This is a genomic window from Clostridium saccharoperbutylacetonicum N1-4(HMT) (genome assembly GCF_000340885.1).
Taxonomy (GTDB): domain Bacteria; phylum Bacillota; class Clostridia; order Clostridiales; family Clostridiaceae; genus Clostridium; species Clostridium saccharoperbutylacetonicum.
On sequence record NC_020291.1, the window covers coordinates 1,603,862 to 1,627,907 of the forward strand.

Here is a 24,046-nt window from a genome sequence, read left to right on the forward strand (position 1 = left end):
AAGGATAGAAAATGAGATGAATTATTTAATAATTGGTGGCTCAAAAAGCGGAAAATCTGAAGTTGGGGAAAAACTCGCTTTAGCTTTAAATAACGATAAGGTGATATATATTGCTACAATGAAACCATATGATGAAGAAGATAAAAGGAGAATAGCAATACATATTAAAAATAGAGAAGGGTTAAGATTTATTACAATAGAAAAGCATAATAAATTACATGAAATAATTGATAAAATAGATGTTAGTGATACTGTGTTAATTGATAGTATAACTTCACTTTTAACTAATGAAATGTTTATAAATAATAAAATAATATTTAACCCAAGTGAAACTATTTTAAATGGACTGAAACAAATTATTTTGAAAGCTAAAAATGTAATAATTGTATCAGATTATATTTTTAATGATGCTATTAAGTATGATGAGATAACAGAAAATTATAAAAGAGAACTTGGGAAAATTAACAAAGAGCTTGCTAAATTATGTGATAAGGTAATTGAGTGCAGTTTTGGTAACATTAAATATCATAAGGAAAATTGATTATCAAATTTAGACTGCATTTAAATTTGATTTTTATTTAAACTAATATGAAATTTGTATATTTTTTAGGAGATATTTTTATGAAAAAACTTTATAAGAGCTTTATAATGGCACTTAGTATGTTTACGATACTTCCAACGCCTTATATCGAATGGGATGATGAAGGTGTTAAAAATATGATGAAGTTGTATCCTATTATTGGATTAATTGTAGGTGGCATTTGGAGTGTAGTTTATTATTTATTAAGCTTTTTTTATTGTTCTATTATTTTAAAAAGCGTGATAGTCATGATAGTTCCATTTATTGTGACAGGTATGCTCCATTTAGATGGTTTTATGGATGTATGCGATGCTATTCTTTCAAGAAGGGATAGAGAAGAAAAGCTTAGAATATTAAAAGATTCGAGAACGGGAGCATTTTCAGTAATATCTTTGTTAATTTTATTTTTTCTTCAGTTTGGAGGAATGTATTCTGTTGTAGAAAAAAATATTAAATTTTATTTGTTGATTTTGATTCCAATAATAAGTAGAAGTATTGTAGCATATTTTCTTTTGAGTAGAACAACGATAAAAGAAAGTACACTTGGAACTTATTTTAAGAAAGGAACTAATATTAAGGATAGAATAATAATGGTAATATCATTATTGATAATGCTTGTAATAGCTTTTGACCTACTAAAGGTTTATGGAGTAATTTTGATATTAGCAGTGGTTATTTCAGTTGCCTTAGCAGTAGAAAAATGTAGGAAAGAATTTGGAGGCATTTCAGGAGATGTCGCCGGATTTGCATTGGTAGTAGGTGAAGTTGTAGGTATATTAGTATTAGGGATGATGTAAATGTGAAGTTGGAGGAAAAATTGATGATATTAGTTTTTGGGGGAGCTTATAACGGAAAACTAGAATTTATAAAGGAAAAATTTAAAATAGGACAGGAAGAAATATTTTTTTGCAAAGATGAAAAAATCGAATATGATAAGAAAGTTATATGTGGATTACATATATTTATTAGAGCTTGTATTGAACAGAACATTAACTCACTTGAGATATTAGAGAATAATATAGATTTGATGAAAGATAAGATAATCGTTTGTGATGAAATAAATTCTGGAATTGTCCCTATTGAGCAGCTTGATAGGATTTGGAGAGAAGAAACAGGGAGAGGAATTCAATTTATAGCTAAGAATTCTTCTTCAGTATACAGAATATTTTTTGGGCTTGAAGAAAAATTGAAATAAATATTTGGAGGTGAAGTTTAGTGATGAAATTAAATTATAAATTTATTACTAAATGTAAACCATGAGAGAAATTAAAGTATATTTAATTAGGCATGGAAAAACTTATTGTAATGAAAAGCAGCTATATTGTGGGAAAAGTGATGTTGAATTAAGTGAAAATGGAATAAAAGAATTAAAGAATATTTCAGAAAAATACAAATTTCATAAATGTGATTTCTATTTTACAAGTGGAGCTAAAAGAGCAAATCAAACTATGGAAATTCTATGTTCAAGAAATAAATATAATGTTTTTGATAAATTATTTGAATATGATTTTGGAGATTTTGAGTTGAAATCTTATGAGGATTTAAAGGCATTAAAGGAATATACAGCTTGGATAGAAGATATTGAAGGAAAGATAAAATGTCCAAATGGTGAAAATAAATTAGAATTTAGAAATAGAATTAAAGAAGGTTTCATAGAACTCATTAATTTGCTATATGAAGAAAATATTAATACTGCTTTTGGAGTGCTTCATGGTGGAAGTATAGGAATGTTGTTGGAAATGTTGTATGATGATAGTAAAAAATTTTATGAATGGCAACCTAAAAATGGTGAAGGCTACGAACTTATAATAGATGTACTAGAAAAAAATAAGTTCAAGATTAGTAAAGTGAGGTTAGTATGATTGAATTAACAATAGGATTTCTTTTAGATATAATAATTGGAGATCCTAATAATCCATTTCATCCAGTTAGAGGAATAGGATATATAGCAAAAAAATTTGAAGCATTATTTAGGAAAATCTTAAAGAAAAGTTTAAAAACTGCAGGTTTTTTAACTTGGATATTCACGATATTAATAGTGTTTGCAATTACCTTTGAAATTGTGAGTATATGTAAAAGAATTAATGTTTATTTTGGCGTTATTATTGAAGGAATATTAATATATTTTTGTATAGCATCAAAAGGCCTAGTAGTTGAAGGTTATAAAGTGATTAAGTTTTTAATGAAAGATGATATAGATGGTGCGAGAAAACAATTGTCTTTTATTGTTGGAAGGGATACTGGAAGCTTAAGTAGAGAAGGCATAATAAAGGCAGTTGTAGAGACTATAGCTGAAAATATGGCAGATGGAATTATAGCTCCATTGTTTTATGCAGGAATTTTTGGAGCACCTTTAGCTTTTGCATATAAAGCTGTAAATACCATGGATTCAATGTTTGGCTATAAAAATGATAAATATATGGAATTTGGTTATTTTCCAGCAAAATTAGATGATATCTTTAATTATATTCCTGCAAGGGTAACAGGAGTTTTAATAATAATTGCAGCTGGAATTTTAGGTTATGATTACAAAAATAGTTTTAAAATTTATAAGAGGGATAGGCACAATCATACAAGTCCTAATAGTGCTCATCCAGAAGCAGCTATGGCAGGAGCTCTGGGAGTAGAACTTGGAGGGGCTAATTTTTATTTTGGTAAGCTTGTTGAAAAACCAACTATAGGAGATAAAATTAAGGAAATAGAAATTAGAGATGTTGATAAAACTGCTAGAGTACTTTATTTATCCTCTTTTATAGGATTTGTCCTTGCTATATTAATAAAGGGCATTATTTCTTATAGTACTTATGTTTAAATTATCAATTAATGATGACTTCTTTTAGAATTTCTTAATTTGAGCTGTAAATATTAATCAGAGAATATAAATATGTAGGAAGTAAGAGCTGAAGGTACGAGTTTTAGGTGAAAAGCCTATTGGGTTTTCTAGAATTAAAATTATTTAAATAAAAAAATGTTAGAAAATATGGAGGGCTTTTATGGCGAACTTTGGGCATGGTGGAGATGCAAAGGAGTTAAGTAGAAAAAATAAGTTAGAGTATAATAAAATTATTGATTTTTCAGCTAATATAAATCCTTTAGGAATGCCAGCTAGTGTTAAAGAAGCAATAATTGATGGATTAAAGGAAGTTGAAAAATATCCAGATATAACTTATTTTGAACTTAAATCTGCAATTAGTGAGTTTGAAAATATAGATAAAGAAAGTATAATATTAGGTAATGGTGCAGCAGAAGTATTATTTAATATAGTCAGAGGTCTCAATCCTCAAAATGCATTAATACTAGCACCAACATTTTCAGAATATGAAGAGGCAACAAGAGCTGTAAGCGGAAATGTGATTTATTACAACTTAAAAGAAGAAAATAAATTTAAGATACAAGATGATATTTTAGAATATATAAATAGAGAATTAGATGTTCTATTCATATGTAATCCTAATAATCCAACAGGAGTTATTACGCCTAAAGAATTATTGATTAGAATTTTAATGAAAGCAAAAGAAAATGATGTTATAACTATAATAGATGAATCATTTTTGGATTTTATTGAGGAAGATGTATCTATGATTTCTTATGTAAATGAATATAATAATTTAATTATAATAAAATCATTGACTAAGTTCTTTGCACTTCCAGGATTAAGAATTGGATATGGAATAAGTGGAAATTCAAAACTAAAAAGAGAAATAGAAAAAATTACTCCTGCGTGGAATATAAATACTTTAGCTGAGATAGCAGCGAAAATTGGTATTAAAGATAAAAAATATATAACAGAATCTATTAAATATGTGATTAAGGAAAAAGAATATTTATATAATGAATTAAAAAAGAATAGTGAATTGAAATTATATGAACCAAGTGTCAATTTTATTTTAATAAAAACTTGCAAAAATATTAATTTAAAGGAGGAACTACTAAAAAGAAATATATTAATCAGAAGCTGTAGTAACTATGAAAGGTTGAATAAGAATTATTATAGGATAGCTGTAAGAACTCATGAAGAAAATGTTATTTTAATCGAGGAGATTAGACGTATATTTGAAGAATTATAAAGTTAGAGGTAATATAAAATATATAGTAATAAGTAAATGAGGTAAGTATAAAATGAGTAAAGAAAAAGTTATGATTTCATTTAGTGGCGGTAAAGATTGTACCTTATCCATGTATAGGATGATGAAGAAGGAATATGAAATAATCGGATTATTAGTAACCTTTGATAATCAAAATGAGTCGTGTTTTCATAGGATACCAAAAAATGTTTTACAAATGGTTTCAAAAGAATTAGAAATCCCTCTTATTGAAGTTGAATGTGGAGAAGGAAAGGAATATGAAAAGGAATTTGAAAAAGCATTAATTGGGGCTAAGAAAAATGGTGCAAAAATATGTGTCTTTGGTGATATTGATATAGAGGCTCATAAAAAATGGTGCTTAGATAGATGTGATTCAGCAGGAGTTGAAGGAGTATTTCCAATATGGCAGGAGGATAGAGAAAGCTTGACTAATGAATTTTTAGATTGTGGTTTTAAAGCAATAATAAAAAAGGTTAATTTAAAAGCTTTAGGAGAAGAGTTTTTAGGAAAAGAACTAACTAAAGATGTTGTTCAAGAAATTAAGAAGTTAGGTTGCGATCCAAGTGGAGAAAATGGTGAATATCACACCCTAGTATTTGATGGACCAATATTTAAAAATAGGGTTGCTTTTAACCAAATTAAAAAAGATATAGATGATAATTTTGGTTATCTAGTTATAGATGGGATATAAATACATAAAACTAAACAGTATTTAAAATAAGAGCAGAAAGATTAGTTTTAGTATACCTAAGTATTGGAACTCATATTTGAGAGGAGTAAAATCAATGGATAAAAAAAATATAATGTTTTTAGGTACAGCATCCTCAGTTGGAAAAAGTACCATAGCAGCAGCTATATGCAGGTATTTGAAAAATCAGGGTTTTAGTGTAGCTCCTTTTAAGGCGTTAAATATTTCATTGAATTCATATGTAACTAAAAATGGATTAGAAATGGGAAGAGCACAGGTGGTTCAAGCGGAAGCTTGTAAAATAGAACCAGATGCTTTAATGAATCCAGTCTTATTAAAACCAAGTGGGAATTGTACGCAGGTAATTTTAAATGGAAAGGTTTTTCGTAATATTGAACCTTATAAATATAAGGAACTTAACAAAAATTTAAAGAAAAAAGTAAAAGAAGCATATGAAAAACTTAAAGAGGATTATGATATAATTGTTTTAGAAGGCTCTGGAAGTTGTGCAGAAATAAATTTAAAAGATAGTGATATTGCTAATATGGCAATGGCTGAAGTGGCAAATGCACCCGTGATTTTAGTATCAGATATTGATAGGGGGGGAGTTTTTGCTTCAATCGTTGGAACTATTCAATTATTATCAGAAGCAGAGAGAAGTAGAATCAAAGGTGTTATAATAAACAAGTTTAGAGGAAATGTAGAATTATTTAAGCCTGCAATTAAGCAATTGGAGGAAATTATTAAAATTCCTGTACTTGGAGTTATGCCTTATGAAAAGTTTGACATTGAAGATGAAGATAGTGTGACTGAAAGAATCAAGAATAGTGAAGAAGAAGGGACTTTGGATATTGCTATTATAAGACTTTCACATATGTCAAATTTTACTGATTTTAATATATTAGAAAGAATGCCAGGAGTTACAGTAAGATATGTTACTAAACCATCTGAGTTAAAAAATCCAAACTTAATAATAATACCTGGAACTAAAAGTACCATAGAAGATTTGCAAAATATTAAAGAAAATAAATTATTTAATAAAATCAAAGAATTAAAAGCAAATGGAACTCCAATCTTTGGAATATGTGGTGGATATCAAATGTTAGGAACGTGTATTCTTGATAAGTTAGGAGTTGAAGGAGAGATTTCTCAGGAAGATGGTTTTGGATTTCTGGATATTAAAACAAGGTTTAACGAAACTAAGATCACAAAACAAACTAAGGGTGAAATACTATGTGATCTTAAATTAATAAGAAATATTGAGGCAAGCACCATAAGTGGATATGAAATTCATAATGGAATAAGTAAAATAGGTAAGAAAGCAATTCCATTTATAAAAGATTTAGAGGGTAATGTGGTTGGAGTATGTGACGAAGAAAAAATGGTTGCAGGAACTTATCTTCACGGGTTGTTTGATTCTGAAGAATTCATGAGTTTATTTGTAAAGTCTCTCAAAAAATACAACAATATAATAACATCTGAAGAAATGGTTATTGAAAAAATTAATGAATATAAAGATAATCAATATGATAAATTAGCTAAATTGCTTGAAGAAAATATAAATCTAGAAAAATTAAAAGAGATTATTGAAATTTAGGTTTAGAGGTGAAGAGAATATGTTGACAGTTACAGAAGAAAGGTTATTAAAATACATAGAAGATCGTGCAAGAGAAAACATTAAAGGAAAAAAATTTTATAAAACCACAGATGTATTAGAACAAGCTTTTTGGATATCTGAAGAAAAGGCCTATGAAGTTTTAAAGAATATAATCTCTAGAAAAAATATAGGAAATTCTAAAGAAGCTATTGTAGATGAATATATTGATATGCTAAAAAAAGGATATGGATCAATACAGGAGCAAGTAGAAGTTTTTGGCGGTGATAAAGTTTCAAGTGTACTTTATACAGCACAAAAAAGGGTGAAAACTTTTAGTGGAGGATCTTTTTTTGATGTGTTAAGGGAAGTATATAAGGTTCCAGAAGAAGAAATTTTTCCTTTAACAGAGAAGTATTTGAATTTTTTAAATTCTAATCTATTTGCCTATAGATTAGAGAAAGAGACTTTTCATAAGTTTTTACAATCGGATTTAGAGGAATTGGACAAGCAATTTAGTCGATTTGTGAATTTATAAATGTAAGTATTGTATTTAGGTTTAAATAAAGTTTATATAAAAGCAGTGAAATTTGAGCTTATGGATATTATAATAATCATCCGGCATCAAATTGATCACTGCTTTTGTATATAATATTATATAAGTTTTTTATTTTATGTAAATCTAATTTTTATATATCTTTATATAAAGTATGTTTAAAATTAGTAATTAATTCATAAGCTGTGTCATAATCAAAAACATTCAATAGATTCTTGATTTTATTTAGAATTATAAATTGGCTTTCAGTTAAATCATATTCCAATAATTCATTTAAATATTTGTTGCTAGAATCTAAGTCGAAATTATCGATTGTGTTAGCTATATTAGTAACTATAGTTATTAAATCTTGAAAATTAAATTCCTTAATTTTAGGTTGGGGAACTGTAGTTTCTTTTGTAATTACAAATTCAATATTAGATAAAAGGGTAGTGTATTTATTAAGTAAAAGATCAACATTCTCTGTAATGAATTTTAAATCTTTATTTGTTCCAGCGATTTCATGAAGTTTAGCTAACTGGCAGAGGCTTTCATCTCCAATTAAAGCAGCAACAGTTTTTAGAGCATGTACCTCTATAGTATAATTTTCAATATCTTTATTATTCGCAAAATCTTTAATTATATTTATTTTATTTTTACCATCATAATAAGCAACTGAAAGAAGTGAAAGATAATTATCCATATTGCCACAGCAATTTTCAATTGCTTTTCTTGTATTAACATTCTTTATTTTTATTTCATTTGTTATCTTTGCTGGTTTTTCTGTAAAGGTTATTTCTTCAATATATTCTTTTGGAAGATAACTGCGAAGAATTTTATTTAATTCAAAAATTTTTATTGGCTTTTCTAAATAATCATTAAAACCGTTCTCAACATAGAGAGCGAGTGAATTAGAAGAAATGCTTGCAGTTAAAGCGATTATTGTAATGTTTTTCAAATGTTCTTCTTTCTTTTCACGGATCTTAGAAGTTGCTTGAATTCCATTTAGAATTGGCATTACAATGTCCATAAAAATAATGTCATATGAATTGTTTTTTAGTAATTCTAAGCATTCCTCGCCACTATGTGCAGTTGATATATCCATAGCAAAACTACTCATTATGTCTCTCTCAATTGTTAAGGTTACATTACTATCATCAACAATCAATACTTTAGCTTTAGGAGCAATAAAAGGTTTTACAATAATATTTTTTGATGTGACCATATCTATTTACCTCCTAAATCTTCAATATATGATTGTGAAATATAAAGAAAGGAATCACTTACTGATAAAAATACATCGACAATAGCTGGTTCAAAATGGGTTCCAGTCCCTTGTGATATTATTTCAACAGCATTTTCATGGTTGAATGGTTTCTTATATACACGTCTTGAGGTAAGCGCATCATAGACATCAACAATAGCCATAATACGTGCACATAAAGGAATATTATATTCTGAAAGGCCATATGGATATCCAGTACCATCCCATCTTTCATGATGACAAAGAGCCATATCTTTAGCTATGAATAGAAAATTTTCTTCATTTGAAGCATCTATTACCTTTTGGAGTGCAGCCCCTCCTAAGATAGTATGTTGTTTCATGTAATCACGCTCATTTTTATTATAATCTTCTGTTTTTAGAAGTATGTTATCAGAAATGCCTATTTTTCCTATATCATGAAGAGGGGCTGAACGAATAATGTTGCGAATATAATCTTCTGTAAAAATATCTGGATATAATCCTGCATCAACCATTGCTAATACTAAGATTTCTATATATTTCGCTGTTCGCTTAATATGTCCACCTGTTTCACCATTTCTGCATTCAACTAGCTCTGCAAGTCCAACAACGATACTGTCTTGCAAGTTTTCTATAGTTTGTGTTTTTTTAAGTACAAGATATTCAAGTTCCTTTCTGTACCGTGCAAGTTCCAAATGAGTATTAATTCTAGTTAGCATTAATTCAGGTACGAAAGGTTTACTTATAAAATCTACAGCACCAAGTTTAAGGCATTTTAATTCACTTTCAATATCTGTTGATGAAGTCAAAAATATAACTGGTACTTTATTTAATCTATCCATTGATTTAATAGTACTCATTACTTCATATCCATTTATACCAGGCATATTTATGTCAAGTAATATTAAATCTGGAGTATTTTTTAGTAAGAATTTCATCGTTTGTATAGCAGAAGTCAACAGAGTGACTTTATAATATGGTTTTAAAACCTGTTGTGAAAATTTTAAATTAGTCACGCTATCATCCACGATCAAGATATGTTCCATATGATTCCCCCTAACTAATTTTTAAAAAATATATTTGGAATCTATATACTAAATAAAGTGTTCTCATTTAGCCCCGATATAAATAACATTTAATAATAGTATATTTATTTTTAAATTATAACTAAATGACAAATTTAAGTAACTATATATTAAATAATTATATAAGTTTTAAAAAAAAATATAAATTAACAATCCCCTAATATTATTTTAGCAGAATTATGGCAATAAGTAAAAGATAATGTAAAATAATGAAGGGGTAAATAAAATTTTAATTAAATGTATAAATATTGTAGTTTACGTAAGAAGTAAGAGTATTTTTATAATTTAAATTTGAGAAAAATTGATGGAATTTTCGACATCAACTTGTAATTATTCGCTTTTACTTCTTACCTATTTTAAAATGCTAGTTTGAATCTGACATACTTATTATTTTAATACTCTGAGTATTGCTAATAATATAAGCAGAGCACCAGAAAGCCAGGACAAGTTTAAATTTAATTTTTGTGCAAATTTTTTCCCAAGGAAACTGCCAAAGGAAACTGCAATAAGGCCGATAATAAAGCAGAGTACTAAAACTTCAAAATAATTTACATTGCATAAACTTGAGCCAATTCCAACAGCAAGACTGTCTAATGATAGGGCTAATCCTAAATAGAAGGATTCTTTAATATTTAAAGATTTAGAATTATCAAAATCTGCTTTAATTTCATCTGCATAGACCTGTAGAATAAATTTAAAATCAAAAATTTTAAAGGTTAGTGGTTTGTCTGACCTAGAATATTTGGAAATATATGATTTAAAAATACTTTCAAACAGCCTGTATATTCCTAGTAACATTAAGAGAAAAAAACCTAAAATTACGGGGAGATTACTTGGAAGAAAACTTTTTAATATAGAACCAATAAGTAAAGAACAAGCTAGTGTGATTGTACATACGAGGTTTATAATAATTTTTGATATATGAGGAATATGAATTTTAGAAGTCCCATAAGCAATGCTTGCTACAAAGGAATCTATACATAAGGATGATACTAATAATAAAGATTCAAGCATAAATATTACCTCAGAAGTTTTGATACACTTTATGATATGAAAAATAATTACTATTAGTGACAAATTTTGAGGAATTATTTAGGAAAATATTAACTCAGAATTACAATTGAAATAAATTATAGATACACAACGTAAGAATTAGACATATGCGGAACTTACCGAAATTAAACACATATTTATTACAGCGAACTAATGAAATTTTCGCTGGATGGGTTCTAAGTGGAAGGATGCACCCATTTCTGCATGTTCCTAAAGTAAATTTATGACAAGCAGAAAGTGGAACAACCTTCCACTAATAACCATCACAGTTTAATTTCATATGCCGCTTGCACAAATATGTATCTAATTTCTAGTGTAGTGTTACGCTTATAATTTCTCAATAGTGTATTTATATTCCATTTATAAGTTTGATTATTTATTTGGATATCTATAATAATACTTGTAAACTTAGTATATTAGATTAAAGTTGAAGTGAAATAGGATAGTTAACTTTGTGAATAGTATAAGTTGGATTGATAACTTACAATTGTACATTGATAATTGCAATATATATATTATAATTAGATTATATAGTAAATTTCAAATGTAGAAAGATTGCACATCAAAAGAAAACTATATTATTAATAAAAGATATTACAGAAGTTAAATTAGTTATATCATGAGTATTAGTAATAATTGTATTAGCAACAAATGGAGGAGAAATATGTATAAATTAATAGCATTAGATATGGATGGAACTTTATTAACAACAGATAAAAAGGTTTCGATTAAGACTCAAGCTGCAATAAAGGCGGCAGAAGCAAAAGGTGTTAAAGTTGTACTGGCATCAGGAAGACCGTTAATTGGTTTAACCAAGCATTTAGAAGAACTTGATTTAATGAAAGATGAAGATTATGTTTTGAGTTTTAATGGTGGATTAGTTCAAAATGCCAAAACAAAAGAAATTGTATCTAAGTTACCATTAAAGGGTAAAGATTTAAAATACTTATATGAGATCAGTAAAAAAAATAATGTAAATATTCATGCCTTTTCTGCAAGAGAAGGATTAATAGCTCCTAAAATTAGCAAATACACAGAGTATGAGGCAGAAATAAATGAAATAGATATAAATGTGAGAGATCTTAATGAAATTGATGATAAGGAAGACATTATTAAAGTTATGATGATTGACCCACCAGAAATATTAGATCCAGCTATAGAAAAATTACCTAGTGAAGCTTATGAAAAATACAATGTATTTAAGAGTTCGCCTTTCTTTTTAGAATTTACTAACAAGGAAGTTGATAAAGGATTAGGTTTGAAAAAGCTTGCAGAGTATCTTGGTATAAAACAAGAAGAAATAATTGCTTGTGGTGATGCAGCTAATGACTTATCTATGATAAAGTATGCTGGACTAGGAGTTGCTATGGCAAATGCAACTTCAGATGTAAAGGAAATAGCTGATTTTATTACTACATCAAATGACGAAGATGGAGTAGCAAATGTAATAGAAAAATTTATTTTATAAGATATGCTTTATGGGTAAATAATATATGGGGAAGAATAAAATTTCTATGTTCAGCAAAATTAAATATAGAAAAGTAGCTGATGCCTTAAAAAATGGGAATTATATAGTGAGTGGGAGGGGATACGAGCTATGAGATTAGTCCCAATTGAAAGTGTAAAGCCTAATACAGTTCTTGGAAAAACCTTATATGATGTAGACGGTAGAGTTTTGCTAAGGGCGGGAGTTGTTTTAAGAGAAGTTACAATTGCAAAAATAAAAGAAATAAATATTTTATCTATATATATTGTTGATAAATATAGTGATGAGGAAATTGACGATATCATAAAACCAGAGATAAGGCAAAAAGCAATTATAACTATAAAAGAAGCCTTTTCCAATATTGGAAGACTTAACACTACTGATCAAGAAAGAAATAAAGAAAGTGATTACACATGGCAAGAACAAAGCTATTTTTATAATATAGGAAAAATGGCAGTTAATATAATTGAAGATATTTTAAAGCATAAAGATGTACTGTTGGCTTTAGTTGATATAAGAAGTATGGATAATTATATGTATTCTCATTCAGTAAATGTTGCTGTAATATCACTTACAATAGGAATAACTTTTCAGATGCCCAAAAAGAAATTGGAAGCTCTTTGTATAGGTGCTTTGATTCATGATATTGGAAAATCATTTTTGCCAAAGAGACTATCTGACATAGAAGCTGAATTAACTGCTGATGAAAAAGAAATGATTAAGCAACATCCGAGATTAGGATATAAATATTTATCAAGTACTTATAATATAAATAGTTTAAGTAAAATGATTGTATTACAGCATCATGAAAGACCAGATGGGAAAGGTTATCCAGATAGATTAAACAAAGATAATATTGTGGATTTGAGTTATATAGTAAGCATTGCGGATGCTTATGATAATTTATCAACAGATTTACCTGAAAAAAGAGCTATGTTTCCTAGTGATGTATTAGAGTATTTAATGTCTAATGCTGGATCAATGTTTGATTATAATATTGTTAATATTTTTTGCAGAATTGTTATTCCTTATCCAAAGGGAACTATAGTGGAAATCAGTACTGGAGAAAGGGCATTAGTAAGAGAAACAATCCCAGGTTTTCCGCTAAGACCAATTTTGAAAATAATTGAGAGCCAGAGAGTAACTAGGATTGGTGATGAAATTAATCTAATTAAAGAAATTTCTATAGTAATTACAAAAGTTGTACATGATGTATAGAGTGGTAAAGTATTAGTAATATAGAGTTAATATTAAGACACAATAAAAAGTTACAAGTGATAAGTAATTGTAAACACTTATCACTTGTAACTTTTCTTATTTTTCAGGAATTTATAATGCAGTAAAATCTGTGGATAATGTATAAAGTTAATTTTTACAAATATCTATAAATTCAAATTTAGTAACATCAAATAGACCCTTATCAGTAATTTTTAAATCTGGAATCACTGGTAATGACAAAAATGACAATGTCAAAAATGGATTGAAATTAATATCTGGAGCTATAGCTTTAATAGCAAAATGAAGATTTTTTAAATCATCTTCAATTTCATGATACTGTCTGTTAGTCATAAGCCCTCCAATTTCAAGGGAAATATGAGCTAGGATAGTTTCATCTTTAACTATAATTATTCCACCATGCATTTTTTCTAACTCTTTAGCAGCAAATAGCATATCTTTATCATTTGTACCTGCAAGGATTAAATTATGGGAATCATGAGCAATAGTAGTTCCAATTGCACCTTCCTTAAGACCTAAGCCTTTTAATATTCCAAGACCAACATTTCCAGAGCCTTTATGTCTTTCAATGACTGCAATTTTTGCTAAATCATCTTTAGGAGAAGGTTTGAATTCTGTATAATTATTATGATTCATAGATTTTATATCATCAACATTTAATTCTAAATGAATACTTTCTAATTTGTTTGGAATTATTTCTATTACATTTAATTTAGTGTTATCCTTACGTTTTATGCTAATGGTAAAGCTATTTTCACTAAGAAAGGGTAAATTAACAGTATTGCTGTATAAGCCAGAAGCTTTTTTTACTAAACTAGCGTTGTAATTAGTAATTTTATTGTTATCAACAATAAGTTTTCCAGCCTTAAATACTTTAGAAATCTTAAATTCTTCTAAATTATCCAAAATAATAAAATCAGCAATATATCCAGGAGCAATAGCACCCTTATCATTTAATTTATAAAGATTAGAAGGATTAATAGTTGCCATTTGAATTGCAGTTTCAGGTTTCAAACCATTCTTTATAGCATAAACAATAGAATTATTAATTGAGCCATTGTTAGCAATATCATCAATATGTTTGTCATCAGTACAAAAACAAAATCTACTGCTATTATTTTCATTTACCGCTGGTAGTAATTCTTTTAAATTTTTAGCAACAGTACCTTCTCGAATTAGGATATGCATTCCTCGTCTGATTTTTTCTAGGGCTTCATTTGCATTGATACATTCATGATCTGTTAAAATGTGAGCACTTCTATAAGTGTTTGACATCATAGGTGTAAAACCAGCTCCATGCCCATCAATTACTTTATTATTATGTACAGCATCATAAATTTTATCAATAATATTTTCTTTACAATAGGCTACAGAGGGATAATCCATAACTTCAGCCAAACCTAGAATTCTATCATTTTTATAATAATTTATGAGATCTTGAGATAATAAGGTAGCGCCAGAACTTTCAAAACAAGTTCCAGGAACACATGAAGGAAGCATGAAATATATATCAAAAGGAAGGTCTTTTGAAGAATTTAGCATAAAATCTATGCCATCAGTGCCCATTACATTAGAAATTTCATGAGGATCAGCAATAATAGAAGTTATTCCGTTTAATAAAGCATACTTAGAGTATTCTGCAGGGGTAACTAAGCTGGATTCTATATGACAATGTGAGTCAATAAGGCCGGGACAAATATATTTGTTAGTACCATCTATAATTTCTTCACCATCGTAATTTCCAATACCAACAATATAACCATCTTTGATTCCTATACTGCCAACAAATCTATCTTTATTAAAAACATCTATTATAGTTATATTTTTAATTACTAAATCACATTTGATTTCTTTTCTAGATGCTTTTATAGTGTTTATTAATGTTTGTTTATTCAAAGTAATATCCTCCTCCTAATAATCATCAGATTATAAAAAAAGCGCAAAGCGCAATCACGTTAAAATATATTTTTATTATTATAATTAAGTTAATTACTATTGTCAAAAAGATAAAAGGTTTACAATAAAATAAATTTTATTTCACGTATGATTTGGAATATATGAAGTGAAATTTTATTTATATATACGTATATTAAAAAAATATAGGAGATGAGCATCTGTTAAGATAGTCATCTTCTATATTTATATATAATTAAATAAATTCTATGCATGTAGGAGTTGGAATATTCTCAGATTTTATGAAAGTAAGTACTCCTGTTAATTGATTAATAGAGAATATTGTTATATTGTCAGAATTCTCGTTAGCACTAAGTAAAAAGTTTCCTGTTGGATCTAATTGAAAATCTCTAGGAGAATCACCTTTGCAAGAAAATGAATCGATATATTTTAAGTGGCCATTATTTTTGTCAATTAAAAATAAACTTATTGAATTATTTCCTCTGTCAGAAGTATATAAAAATTTATTATTATTGTGAATTCTAATTGCACCTCCAGATTTTTTCTCAGTGTAATTAGGTGGTAAACTACTCAAAATTTGAATATTTTCAAAGAGATTTTCTGAATTTACGTTATATTTAAAAACAAAAATTTCAGAAGTTAATTCACTTATTACATAATAGTATTCAGGGAATGTTTTTGAATAAGTAACATGTCTTGGTCCTGTTCCAGCAGGAAATGTATAATTAAGATTATCCTTATAATTAAGAGTACCATCATTAATTGTTGAAACCATCAGTTTATCAGTTCCTAAATCTATTGAAATAATATAATTTTCATCATGTGTAAACATTGAACAATGGATATGAGGTTTTTCTTGTCTTGAAATATTTATACTATGTCCACAATGGCTTCCTAAAATAGGAGAATCTAAAATTAATCCATCTAAGGTTTTATATATAAGCATCTTATTTTCATGATAATTTGATGAAATCAGTATTTGTTTATCTTTGCTTATACTTACATGACACGGTGGTTTTTCTTCTGAGATATAGTTATTTATTATATTTAGCTCATCTTTTTCTTCCCAATATTTAAAAGAGGAGACCCCAGCTTTTTTATCATCTTTGCAGGAAGAATATAGAATGTGTCTATCTCTATCAATAGATAAATATGTAGGGTTTTCTATTTCAAAAGCTAAATTTACTTTTTCAATATGACCTGATGTAGTATTAAAATTAATTCTATAAATTCCTTTACTATTATTCTTAGTATATGTTCCGATATATCCAATTGCGATATTATTATTTGACATAAATACACGAACTCCTTTTTCTTACATATGTATTAGTATAGCATAAAGCTAAAAACAAAGCACAGTAATAAGATTATTATGTGAGGGTTTGTGATATATATACAGATTTAATTAACTTAAGTCGTGCTGCAATGTTGATTACAAAAGGAATTTTGATATAATAAATTATAAGCAAAAAATAGCAATGTCTATAATTTTTTAGTTATAGTAAAAGCACTTGCTGAGAAGTATATCATATGGATAATGTGAGGGTTACTGTTTTCAGTAATATTATCCTATGAGTAAGAAATATTTAAATAGAAGGGGGACTTAGGAATGCCAATAAAAATTCCTATACAATTACCTGCGTTTCAGGTTTTATCTAATGAAAATATCTTTGTAATGAATGATGAAAGGGCTAATACTCAAGATATAAGACCATTAAAAATAGCAATTTTAAATTTAATGCCTAAAAAAATAGTTGCTGAAAATCAATTGTTGAGATATTTATCGAATACACCTTTACAAGTTGAAATAACACTTATTCAAACAAAAACTTATATTTCACAAAATACACCATCAGAGCATTTAGATAAATTTTATAGTTATTTTGATGATATAAAGGATCAAAAATTTGATGGACTGATAATAACAGGTGCACCAGTAGAAAAAATGGAATTTGAAGAGGTTACATACTGGAATGAACTCACTAAGATAATGGAATGGAGCAAAACTAATGTGTTTTCTACAATTCATATTTGTTGGGCATCTCAAGCAGGCTTATATTATCATTATGGAATACCTAAATATGATTTGGAAGAAAAGATGTTTGGAGTATTTCCACATTGGGTAAATGATGAAAAAGCAGATCTTACTAGAGGTTTAGATGATGTATTTTATGCACCTCATTCAAGACATACTGAAGTGAAACGAGAAGATATTGAGAAAGCACCAGAATTAGAGATTTTATCTGAATCTGAAGAAGCTGGTATATTTATTGTCGCAACAAAGGATAGAAGAGGTGTGTTTATTACAGGTCATATGGAATATGACAGAAATACACTTAAAGATGAATATATTAGAGATAAAGAGAAAGGTGATAATGTAGCAATACCTAAAAATTATTTCAAGAATGATGATGTGAATGAAACTCCTAAGTATATATGGAGGGCAACAGCAAGTTTAGTTTTTGGAAATTGGTTAAATTACTGTGTATATCAAAATACACCTTTCGATCTTAATAAACTATAAATTAATAAAAAATGACATGCTTTAATTTTGATAATTTCATAAGCATGTCTTTGTTTTTTTCTATTGATTTATTAAATTTTATGGACTAAACTTAGGATAAATAAAAATGTGTAAAAGAGTAATAGCTTAATATATTTGGAAATATTAAATAGGGGTAAAGTAATGAGAAGAGAGTATTTATGTAAGTTCTTATTAATTAGTATATGTATAATTTTGATTTTATCAGCGATAAATTGTCATGATTTATTTACATGGGCACTAGAAGTATTACCGGCTATAATAGCGGGGGGAGTATTGATAGTTACATATAATAAATTTAAATTTTCAAATTTCACTTATTTGCTTATATGGATTCATGCAATAATATTAATAATAGGTGGGCATTATACGTATGCTGAAATGCCATTGTTTAATTGGATAAAAGATATTTTTCATTTAAGTAGAAATTATTATGACAGGGTAGGACACTTTGCACAGGGATTTGTTCCTGCAATAGTTCTTAGAGAAGTGTTTATTAGAAATAAAGTAATAAAAAACAGAGCATGGACTAATTTTATTGTGATTTCTATATGTCTTGCAGTTAGTGCTTCTTATGAATTGATAGAATTTGCTGTTGCAACATTTACTGGGGAAGCAGCAGATGCTTTTTTAGGAACTCAGGGAGATGTTTGGGATACTCAATGGGATATGACGTTTGCATTGATTGGAGCAATTTTTTCAATAATAGCATTAGGGAAGTATCATGATAAATTATTGGAGAAATTATAATTGCTCCAGTACCCTTTGATAAGTAAATCAAATTATTGTAAATAATATATAAAATGAGGTGTATTATAAATGAATAAAGAAAATAATTCAAAACATTGGAAATTTGGGATTTTTTATTATAATCCAGATGACCCATCAGAAGTTATTGAAAAAAATAATGGGAAAGGATCAACAATTAACTTTGCAAGTAAAGGAGGAAGAAGAACTTTTGCCCTTATGATGATACCTGCCTATATAGCAATTATTTTAGTCATAGCAATATATTTATTTTACGTTTAATTTCTGTGTTAATGTATGTAAGTTATGTATAATTAATAATTAAAATACAATATGATTAATCCAATTTGAATAAAAAGTATGAATGGTACACCAAACTTAAATTTTATATGTTTAGTTTTATGTCTAAAAGCAGACATTCCAAACAACATACCAATAGAGCCACCAATTATGGAAATGCCAATAAGTGTATTTTCAGGTATTCTCCATTCCTTGTGAATAGCCTTTTGTTTGTCAATAAGCATGATGATAAAGCCAACTAAATTAATTACTAATAAATATGCTAGAATAATTTTTAACATAAGTTTCACTCCTAAATAAACAATGTAAATTATAACAATATAATTTATTTTAGAGTATAAACCTAGTATAGTAAAGTATATTCTAATTTCAACCGCCTAAAGTAACATCCTGTTCATCATACCAAGCTAGAGCGTTATAAAAATCTTTAGTTTTAAAATCAGGCCAATAATTTTCTAGAACATAAAAATCTGCGTAAACAGCTTGAATAGGCAACAAACCACTCAAACGTCTACGTCCACCCCAGCGAATTATCAAATCAATTCTAGAAATATCCTTTGAATGAATGTAACGTTGAATGTTTTTATTAGAGGCACTGCTATTTTTTAATAAATTTAAATCCCACTCCCAACCATAATTAATTAAAAAGTTTACCTTTATTCCACCATTACCGAATTTTCTTCTTGTGGTGAAAGGTAATAATTCAACTGGAAAGCAATTAGATTCTGTATTTCCCAATACTAATATTTCACAATCTTCTTTAGTTAAGAGAATTACTGAATCGATGCACGCCTTGGTAAAAGCTATTGTTTGATCTTTGGGACGTTTAGTATTATCTACAGTAAAACCATAAAAGGTCACTTCTTCAACCTGTTCTTTTTGGCATAACTTAAAAACTTCAAGTCCGGGATTTATACCATGCTGATATCCCTTATCTTTAGTCATAGAATTAAACATAGCCCACCGTCTATTTCCATCAGGAATAATACCTATATGTTTTGGAATGCGCATTTTTATATCACCTCATAAATTTTAATTTTGCCTTTTAGAGTATATCCAAATGGGAGAAAAAAATACACACATATAAAAAAAGCGCGAAGCGCAACCAAGATCATAAAACGAGAAAATCATGCACCTTAAAAAAGCGCGCACCTATGAAAAGAGTGCGAAGCACAATAAGGAACTTATTTCGCGCAACCACGATCATAATGAAAAAAACAAGAACCTATGGAAATAGTTTGAAGAACAATTAGGAACTTATTTGCGCAACCAAGATCATGAAACGAGAAAATCATGCACCTTAAAAAAAGCGCGCAGCTATAAAAAGAGTGCGAAGCACAATACGGAACTTAATATTAAAAATCTACGGCTCCACAGTCGCCTGCGATTTTTTTATGCATTGGAAAAAGACGTATTTCCGCTTTAGGACAAAAAACACCCACAGACATTCTCAGAAGAGAAAATCCGTGGGTTTCCTTATATTGATATATTTAGTGTTACTATTTGGCTCGACATGACAGAGTTGGCAAGAATCGTTTTCGGTTTCCTGAATTATTCAATAATTCTATGTCCTGTCTCTGCCATTCCTTCTGTAATTTCATTGTTATCTAATGTCAACATCGAGCTTCCATGTCCGGCAAAAATGACCGACATAATTTTATCGTTCATTTTTAACTGATCGTATTAATCTCGTATAAATGCAAATCTCATGCAAAACAAGAATTTACAAATATTTTTTTCCTTCGCCCCATGCATTTCCAGCTTTCTCACCTAATGAAAAATAGCTGTTGCTGAACGAATCAAAAAATAACATTCCTGTTTTCTTGGCATTAATTCTGCCGGTGCTATCTAACACTGACTCATCTGCCGCTACATTGACAATCCTGGCAAGTACAGTAGTGAAATTATTTACTCTTACAACATCTATAAGTTCGCATTCGATGACTAGTGGACTGACTTCGATGATAGGGGCATTGACGTGTTCACTCTTTACAGCCTTCAAGCCTGTTTTTGCAAATTTATCAGGAACTCTATGGCCGGTTACAATTCCAAAGTAATCAACTTCCTTTATCAAATTCTTATTAACAAGTGCAACAGTAAATGCACGTCTCTTTTTAATATTCTCATGCGTCTTACTACGTGGACCAATACATAATGAGAGATCACCGGCATTCGTCCTTGTACACTCATGCAAATTCATCACATTGACTGTTCCATCATCATTATAAGTGCCAACCATTAAAACCGGCGCTGGATAACCATACGAAAAAACGTTTGGACCTAAATTTTTCATCATAATAGCAACCTCCTCTTAGTTCTTCTCTCTCAACTGAAGCCCGTCACGGTAAGCATCACCGACCTTCTCACCAACGGACAGATATGACTTATTCATCCAATCGAAAGTGATCGGATGGAATTTTTTAAATGATACCTTGCCATCTTCTCCAAGAATCCGTTCATCCAAACTTACATTGACGATTTCGCCTACAAGTCTCCAGGTTTCCTCATCATAGCTCTTCACTCTGCACTCAACGGCAAAAGGAAGCTCATCGATAATCGGTGCATCTACGAATTCGGACTTTGTTGTATGGAATCCGGACTTCTCAAACTTATCTTCCACTTTACTTCCTGTTGTTATACCAAGGTAATCACAGGCAACTTCATTTTCCACATCCGCCATACTTACAACAAAGGAACCTCTGGCAAGAATCCCCTTTAACGTATTTCTCTGGGATGCTACGATAATAGTAATTTCTGTCTCATGCGTGATTCCACCCCATACTGCTAACATGGCTGTAGGCTTTTCAGCCTCATCATAAGATGAAATCATCAAAACCGGCATCGGTGTGATGTATGGCTTTGCTCCGATATTTTTTCTAGACATATTTATCCTCCTTAAATTATGTGATAAATCACAGTTATTCAATGCATTATGCTCTTAAAGATATGATTTCTTATAGATTTCAAGATAATCTTCATCCGTAAGCAGTAACGGGTCTGCGGTAATGTCGCCGCCGAGCACCTCGTGTATTCTCTTAGTATACTTTGTGAGCTCTTCTTCATTGATTCCTGCATCACTTATGCGGAGATCTTTACATCCGACTAGTTCATCCAATGCTCTGATAAAATCTTTTCCGGATGTCGGGTTCTCCACTCCCATTGCTTTTGCCATTTTGATCATCTGTTCTTCTGCAGCCTTACGTTCTGCAAAGAAATCATAATAGGCATGAGCAATCATAATCGTTACTAATCATTATATAGATTTTTACCTTCCAAATCAGCGCTAAATATTAACTTGAATTATGGCATATTTTAACCTACAATTAGATAGAAGTATATCTGATTTACCAAAAAACGTTGCAATGCTTGAAATAATTGCTCAGAAATCTGAAGAAAGGAATGTTGTTATGTCTTGGAATTGCGATACTGAAATCGATCACGCATTAGAAAAACTCAGTCAGGACTTTCCGCACCTCAATTGGGACTTTAGCCCGGATCCATTCTCAGGAAATAACGAACTAATTTCGCATTGGTTAGGAGAGAAATCCGAGGAAGTTATGGTGGGTGTATTTAAAGGGAAAAAAATTGAGGAGCGTTTTCACCGCCAGGACTTTTTTTTCATTCATTTTGCTTACCACGGAGATTATGATGCATTAAGCGCCAACTATAACAATCGGATCACGGTAAAAGAAGGAGATTGCTATATCGGTCAGCCCTACAGCGGCTATGCTGTTAAGCATGATTCTGATCACGAATGTATTATTCTCGGAGTGCTGATTCGTAAAGAAACCTTTTTTCGGGAATACCTGAGTGCGCTCTCAGCAGATAGCTCCATGCTTAATTTTTTTCTGGAACCACAGAAAAACAAATATGCAGAAGAGTTCGTTCATCTGGAAATTCCAGCTTCTTCGCCAATCTGGCAGCTGCTGAATGTCATGATTCTTGAATATGCCCATAAAACAGAGGACTCACAGAAAATTTTAAAACCTATGGTCATGTCCCTTGCAATGTATATTTCTTATGAGTACAAGCGTCAGCATCTACCTACTGGTACGACATTAATTGACCGGATTATGGAATATATCGAATCACACTCTGATTCTGTAACATTGAATGACATTGCATCCCATTTCGGATATCACCCCGTTTATATTTCCCGTCTTTTGCCGAAAAAGACAGGCAAGACCTTTTCTGCTCTGCTAGCAGAATCACGTATGCGAAGAGCCAAGCTATTATTGGATCATACGGATCTTTCCATTGAAAAAATTGCTGATATGCTCGGATACAGCAATAGCAGCAATTTCTATAAGACCTTTAAACAGTATTATGGTACTTCTCCTCGCCAGCTTTAATGGTCAATGTTACGGCTTTAACGTGAAATGCATAAATAACGTTATTAACCCTTTTTTTAACCGTAACACTGATTAGTTTATCATGCAAGATCTCACCTTTATTAAATTTAGTACAGTTCTCAAGAAATTGGCTGCTTCTGCTCGTCACCTGCTTTGGTGCAGTCTTCAGATGCTAACAAAGATGGCGAGAATAAGGATCAGCCAGTTCTTCAAAGTTTATCTATGTTTTTTCGGTCGGAGCGAGTTTTAAAGAGATTGAGCTAATGCAAATTTATACGATTCCGCTTCCTTCCAAACTTAAAGCTTTTCAATACAAATCAACTTTGAATATTAAATATTGAACATTGATAATTGAAATATATATAATAAAAAAACCTAAGTATAAATAAGGGAATATTATACTTAGGCTAGCCATAAAATGACTAAAGTTATATTTTATAAGGGGTAAATAACAATCAACTACTTTATAATATTATTATAATCATATTATGTGTCAAATTTATGGCAATAAATAATAAACTTCAATTAATGATTTTTCTATGATAATAGTATATACTAAATTATTGTTGAGATATTTTTGTTAACAATGTAAATTAAATATATAAT

General features: G+C 29.3%; 25 protein-coding genes. 15 read left to right on the top strand and 10 right to left on the bottom strand.

Going from position 1 to position 24,046, the window contains the following annotated elements; all coding sequences use genetic code 11:
- Nucleotides 1-16: 16 nt before the first annotated feature.
- The 9 genes from CSPA_RS07160 (at nucleotide 17) to CSPA_RS07200 (ending at nucleotide 7,485) form a co-directional block, all read left to right on the top strand.
- Nucleotides 17-541, top strand: a complete 525-nt coding sequence (locus tag CSPA_RS07160) for a bifunctional adenosylcobinamide kinase/adenosylcobinamide-phosphate guanylyltransferase (protein WP_015391556.1) — start codon at nucleotides 17-19, stop codon at nucleotides 539-541.
- 80 nt (nucleotides 542-621) lie between these two features.
- On the top strand, nucleotides 622-1,377 hold the full coding sequence (gene cobS, locus CSPA_RS07165; RefSeq protein ID WP_015391557.1) for an adenosylcobinamide-GDP ribazoletransferase: 756 nt from the start codon (nucleotides 622-624) through the stop codon (nucleotides 1,375-1,377).
- A gap of 23 nt (nucleotides 1,378-1,400) precedes the next feature.
- Nucleotides 1,401-1,775: a bifunctional adenosylcobinamide kinase/adenosylcobinamide-phosphate guanylyltransferase gene (locus tag CSPA_RS07170; RefSeq protein ID WP_015391558.1), complete on the top strand. Its 375-nt coding sequence runs from the start codon at nucleotides 1,401-1,403 to the stop codon at nucleotides 1,773-1,775.
- A 61-nt stretch (nucleotides 1,776-1,836) separates the two neighbouring features.
- Complete coding sequence (locus tag CSPA_RS07175) at nucleotides 1,837-2,442, top strand: histidine phosphatase family protein (RefSeq protein WP_015391559.1); 606 nt, start codon at nucleotides 1,837-1,839, stop codon at nucleotides 2,440-2,442.
- Complete coding sequence (gene cbiB, locus CSPA_RS07180; RefSeq protein WP_015391560.1) at nucleotides 2,439-3,392, top strand: adenosylcobinamide-phosphate synthase CbiB; 954 nt, start codon at nucleotides 2,439-2,441, stop codon at nucleotides 3,390-3,392. The genes CSPA_RS07175 and cbiB overlap by 4 nt, the downstream gene beginning before the upstream one ends.
- A gap of 181 nt (nucleotides 3,393-3,573) precedes the next feature.
- Nucleotides 3,574-4,647 (top strand): threonine-phosphate decarboxylase CobD, encoded by a 1,074-nt coding sequence (cobD, locus tag CSPA_RS07185; protein ID WP_015391561.1) that lies wholly within the window; start codon nucleotides 3,574-3,576, stop codon nucleotides 4,645-4,647.
- A gap of 52 nt (nucleotides 4,648-4,699) precedes the next feature.
- The gene (locus tag CSPA_RS07190; RefSeq protein WP_015391562.1) at nucleotides 4,700-5,356 is read left to right on the top strand and encodes a Dph6-related ATP pyrophosphatase; all 657 of its coding nucleotides are present in this window, start codon (nucleotides 4,700-4,702) and stop codon (nucleotides 5,354-5,356) included.
- A gap of 94 nt (nucleotides 5,357-5,450) precedes the next feature.
- Entirely contained in the window at nucleotides 5,451-6,950 is a 1,500-nt protein-coding gene (locus CSPA_RS07195) for a cobyric acid synthase (RefSeq protein WP_015391563.1), read from the top strand.
- Between the two features lie 19 nt (nucleotides 6,951-6,969).
- The gene (locus CSPA_RS07200) at nucleotides 6,970-7,485 is read left to right on the top strand and encodes a hypothetical protein (protein WP_015391564.1); all 516 of its coding nucleotides are present in this window, start codon (nucleotides 6,970-6,972) and stop codon (nucleotides 7,483-7,485) included.
- A gap of 151 nt (nucleotides 7,486-7,636) precedes the next feature.
- Here the strand turns inward: CSPA_RS07200 and CSPA_RS07205 are convergent, their stop codons facing one another.
- From CSPA_RS07205 to ytaF, 3 genes are all read right to left on the bottom strand, one after another.
- Nucleotides 7,637-8,707: a response regulator gene (locus CSPA_RS07205; RefSeq protein WP_015391565.1), complete on the bottom strand. Its 1,071-nt coding sequence runs from the start codon at nucleotides 8,705-8,707 to the stop codon at nucleotides 7,637-7,639.
- A 2-nt stretch (nucleotides 8,708-8,709) separates the two neighbouring features.
- On the bottom strand, nucleotides 8,710-9,771 hold the full coding sequence (locus CSPA_RS07210) for a response regulator (protein WP_015391566.1): 1,062 nt from the start codon (nucleotides 9,769-9,771) through the stop codon (nucleotides 8,710-8,712).
- Between the two features lie 426 nt (nucleotides 9,772-10,197).
- Nucleotides 10,198-10,824 (bottom strand): sporulation membrane protein YtaF, encoded by a 627-nt coding sequence (gene ytaF, locus CSPA_RS07215; protein WP_015391567.1) that lies wholly within the window; start codon nucleotides 10,822-10,824, stop codon nucleotides 10,198-10,200.
- A gap of 703 nt (nucleotides 10,825-11,527) precedes the next feature.
- On the opposite strand from ytaF, the gene yidA reads away from it, so the two are divergent.
- Nucleotides 11,528-12,331, top strand: a complete 804-nt coding sequence (gene yidA / locus CSPA_RS07220) for a sugar-phosphatase (RefSeq protein WP_015391568.1) — start codon at nucleotides 11,528-11,530, stop codon at nucleotides 12,329-12,331.
- A gap of 129 nt (nucleotides 12,332-12,460) precedes the next feature.
- Nucleotides 12,461-13,567 (top strand): HD-GYP domain-containing protein, encoded by a 1,107-nt coding sequence (locus tag CSPA_RS07225; protein ID WP_015391569.1) that lies wholly within the window; start codon nucleotides 12,461-12,463, stop codon nucleotides 13,565-13,567.
- Nucleotides 13,568-13,714: 147 nt separating this feature from the next.
- Here the strand turns inward: CSPA_RS07225 and ade are convergent, their stop codons facing one another.
- Nucleotides 13,715-15,481: an adenine deaminase gene (gene ade, locus CSPA_RS07230; protein WP_015391570.1), complete on the bottom strand. Its 1,767-nt coding sequence runs from the start codon at nucleotides 15,479-15,481 to the stop codon at nucleotides 13,715-13,717.
- A 253-nt stretch (nucleotides 15,482-15,734) separates the two neighbouring features.
- Nucleotides 15,735-16,793 (bottom strand): lactonase family protein, encoded by a 1,059-nt coding sequence (locus tag CSPA_RS07235; protein ID WP_015391571.1) that lies wholly within the window; start codon nucleotides 16,791-16,793, stop codon nucleotides 15,735-15,737.
- Nucleotides 16,794-17,108: 315 nt separating this feature from the next.
- Here CSPA_RS07235 and metA point away from each other — a divergent pair, with 315 nt between their 5' ends.
- From metA to CSPA_RS07250, 3 genes are all read left to right on the top strand, one after another.
- The gene (metA, locus tag CSPA_RS07240) at nucleotides 17,109-18,023 is read left to right on the top strand and encodes a homoserine O-acetyltransferase MetA (RefSeq protein ID WP_015391572.1); all 915 of its coding nucleotides are present in this window, start codon (nucleotides 17,109-17,111) and stop codon (nucleotides 18,021-18,023) included.
- Between the two features lie 162 nt (nucleotides 18,024-18,185).
- Nucleotides 18,186-18,791: a DUF2238 domain-containing protein gene (locus CSPA_RS07245; protein ID WP_015391573.1), complete on the top strand. Its 606-nt coding sequence runs from the start codon at nucleotides 18,186-18,188 to the stop codon at nucleotides 18,789-18,791.
- A gap of 69 nt (nucleotides 18,792-18,860) precedes the next feature.
- The gene (locus CSPA_RS07250) at nucleotides 18,861-19,070 is read left to right on the top strand and encodes a DUF5808 domain-containing protein (RefSeq protein ID WP_015391574.1); all 210 of its coding nucleotides are present in this window, start codon (nucleotides 18,861-18,863) and stop codon (nucleotides 19,068-19,070) included.
- A 32-nt stretch (nucleotides 19,071-19,102) separates the two neighbouring features.
- On the opposite strand, the gene CSPA_RS07255 is transcribed toward CSPA_RS07250, so the two are convergent.
- The 5 genes from CSPA_RS07255 to CSPA_RS07275 form a co-directional block, all read right to left on the bottom strand.
- Nucleotides 19,103-19,369 (bottom strand): DUF1294 domain-containing protein, encoded by a 267-nt coding sequence (locus CSPA_RS07255; protein ID WP_015391575.1) that lies wholly within the window; start codon nucleotides 19,367-19,369, stop codon nucleotides 19,103-19,105.
- 88 nt (nucleotides 19,370-19,457) lie between these two features.
- Nucleotides 19,458-20,099, bottom strand: coding sequence for an undecaprenyl diphosphate synthase family protein (locus CSPA_RS07260; protein ID WP_015391576.1), 642 nt, complete (start codon nucleotides 20,097-20,099; stop codon nucleotides 19,458-19,460).
- A 712-nt stretch (nucleotides 20,100-20,811) separates the two neighbouring features.
- On the bottom strand, nucleotides 20,812-21,384 hold the full coding sequence (locus CSPA_RS07265) for a flavin reductase family protein (protein ID WP_015391577.1): 573 nt from the start codon (nucleotides 21,382-21,384) through the stop codon (nucleotides 20,812-20,814).
- Between the two features lie 15 nt (nucleotides 21,385-21,399).
- Nucleotides 21,400-21,972: a flavin reductase family protein gene (locus CSPA_RS07270; protein ID WP_015391578.1), complete on the bottom strand. Its 573-nt coding sequence runs from the start codon at nucleotides 21,970-21,972 to the stop codon at nucleotides 21,400-21,402.
- Nucleotides 21,973-22,026: 54 nt separating this feature from the next.
- Nucleotides 22,027-22,326 (bottom strand): dehydroquinate synthase/iron-containing alcohol dehydrogenase family protein, encoded by a 300-nt coding sequence (locus tag CSPA_RS07275; protein ID WP_015391579.1) that lies wholly within the window; start codon nucleotides 22,324-22,326, stop codon nucleotides 22,027-22,029.
- Nucleotides 22,327-22,390: 64 nt separating this feature from the next.
- On the opposite strand from CSPA_RS07275, the gene CSPA_RS07280 reads away from it, so the two are divergent.
- Nucleotides 22,391-23,440, top strand: coding sequence for a helix-turn-helix transcriptional regulator (locus tag CSPA_RS07280; RefSeq protein WP_242838575.1), 1,050 nt, complete (start codon nucleotides 22,391-22,393; stop codon nucleotides 23,438-23,440).
- Nucleotides 23,441-24,046: the final 606 nt, after the last annotated feature.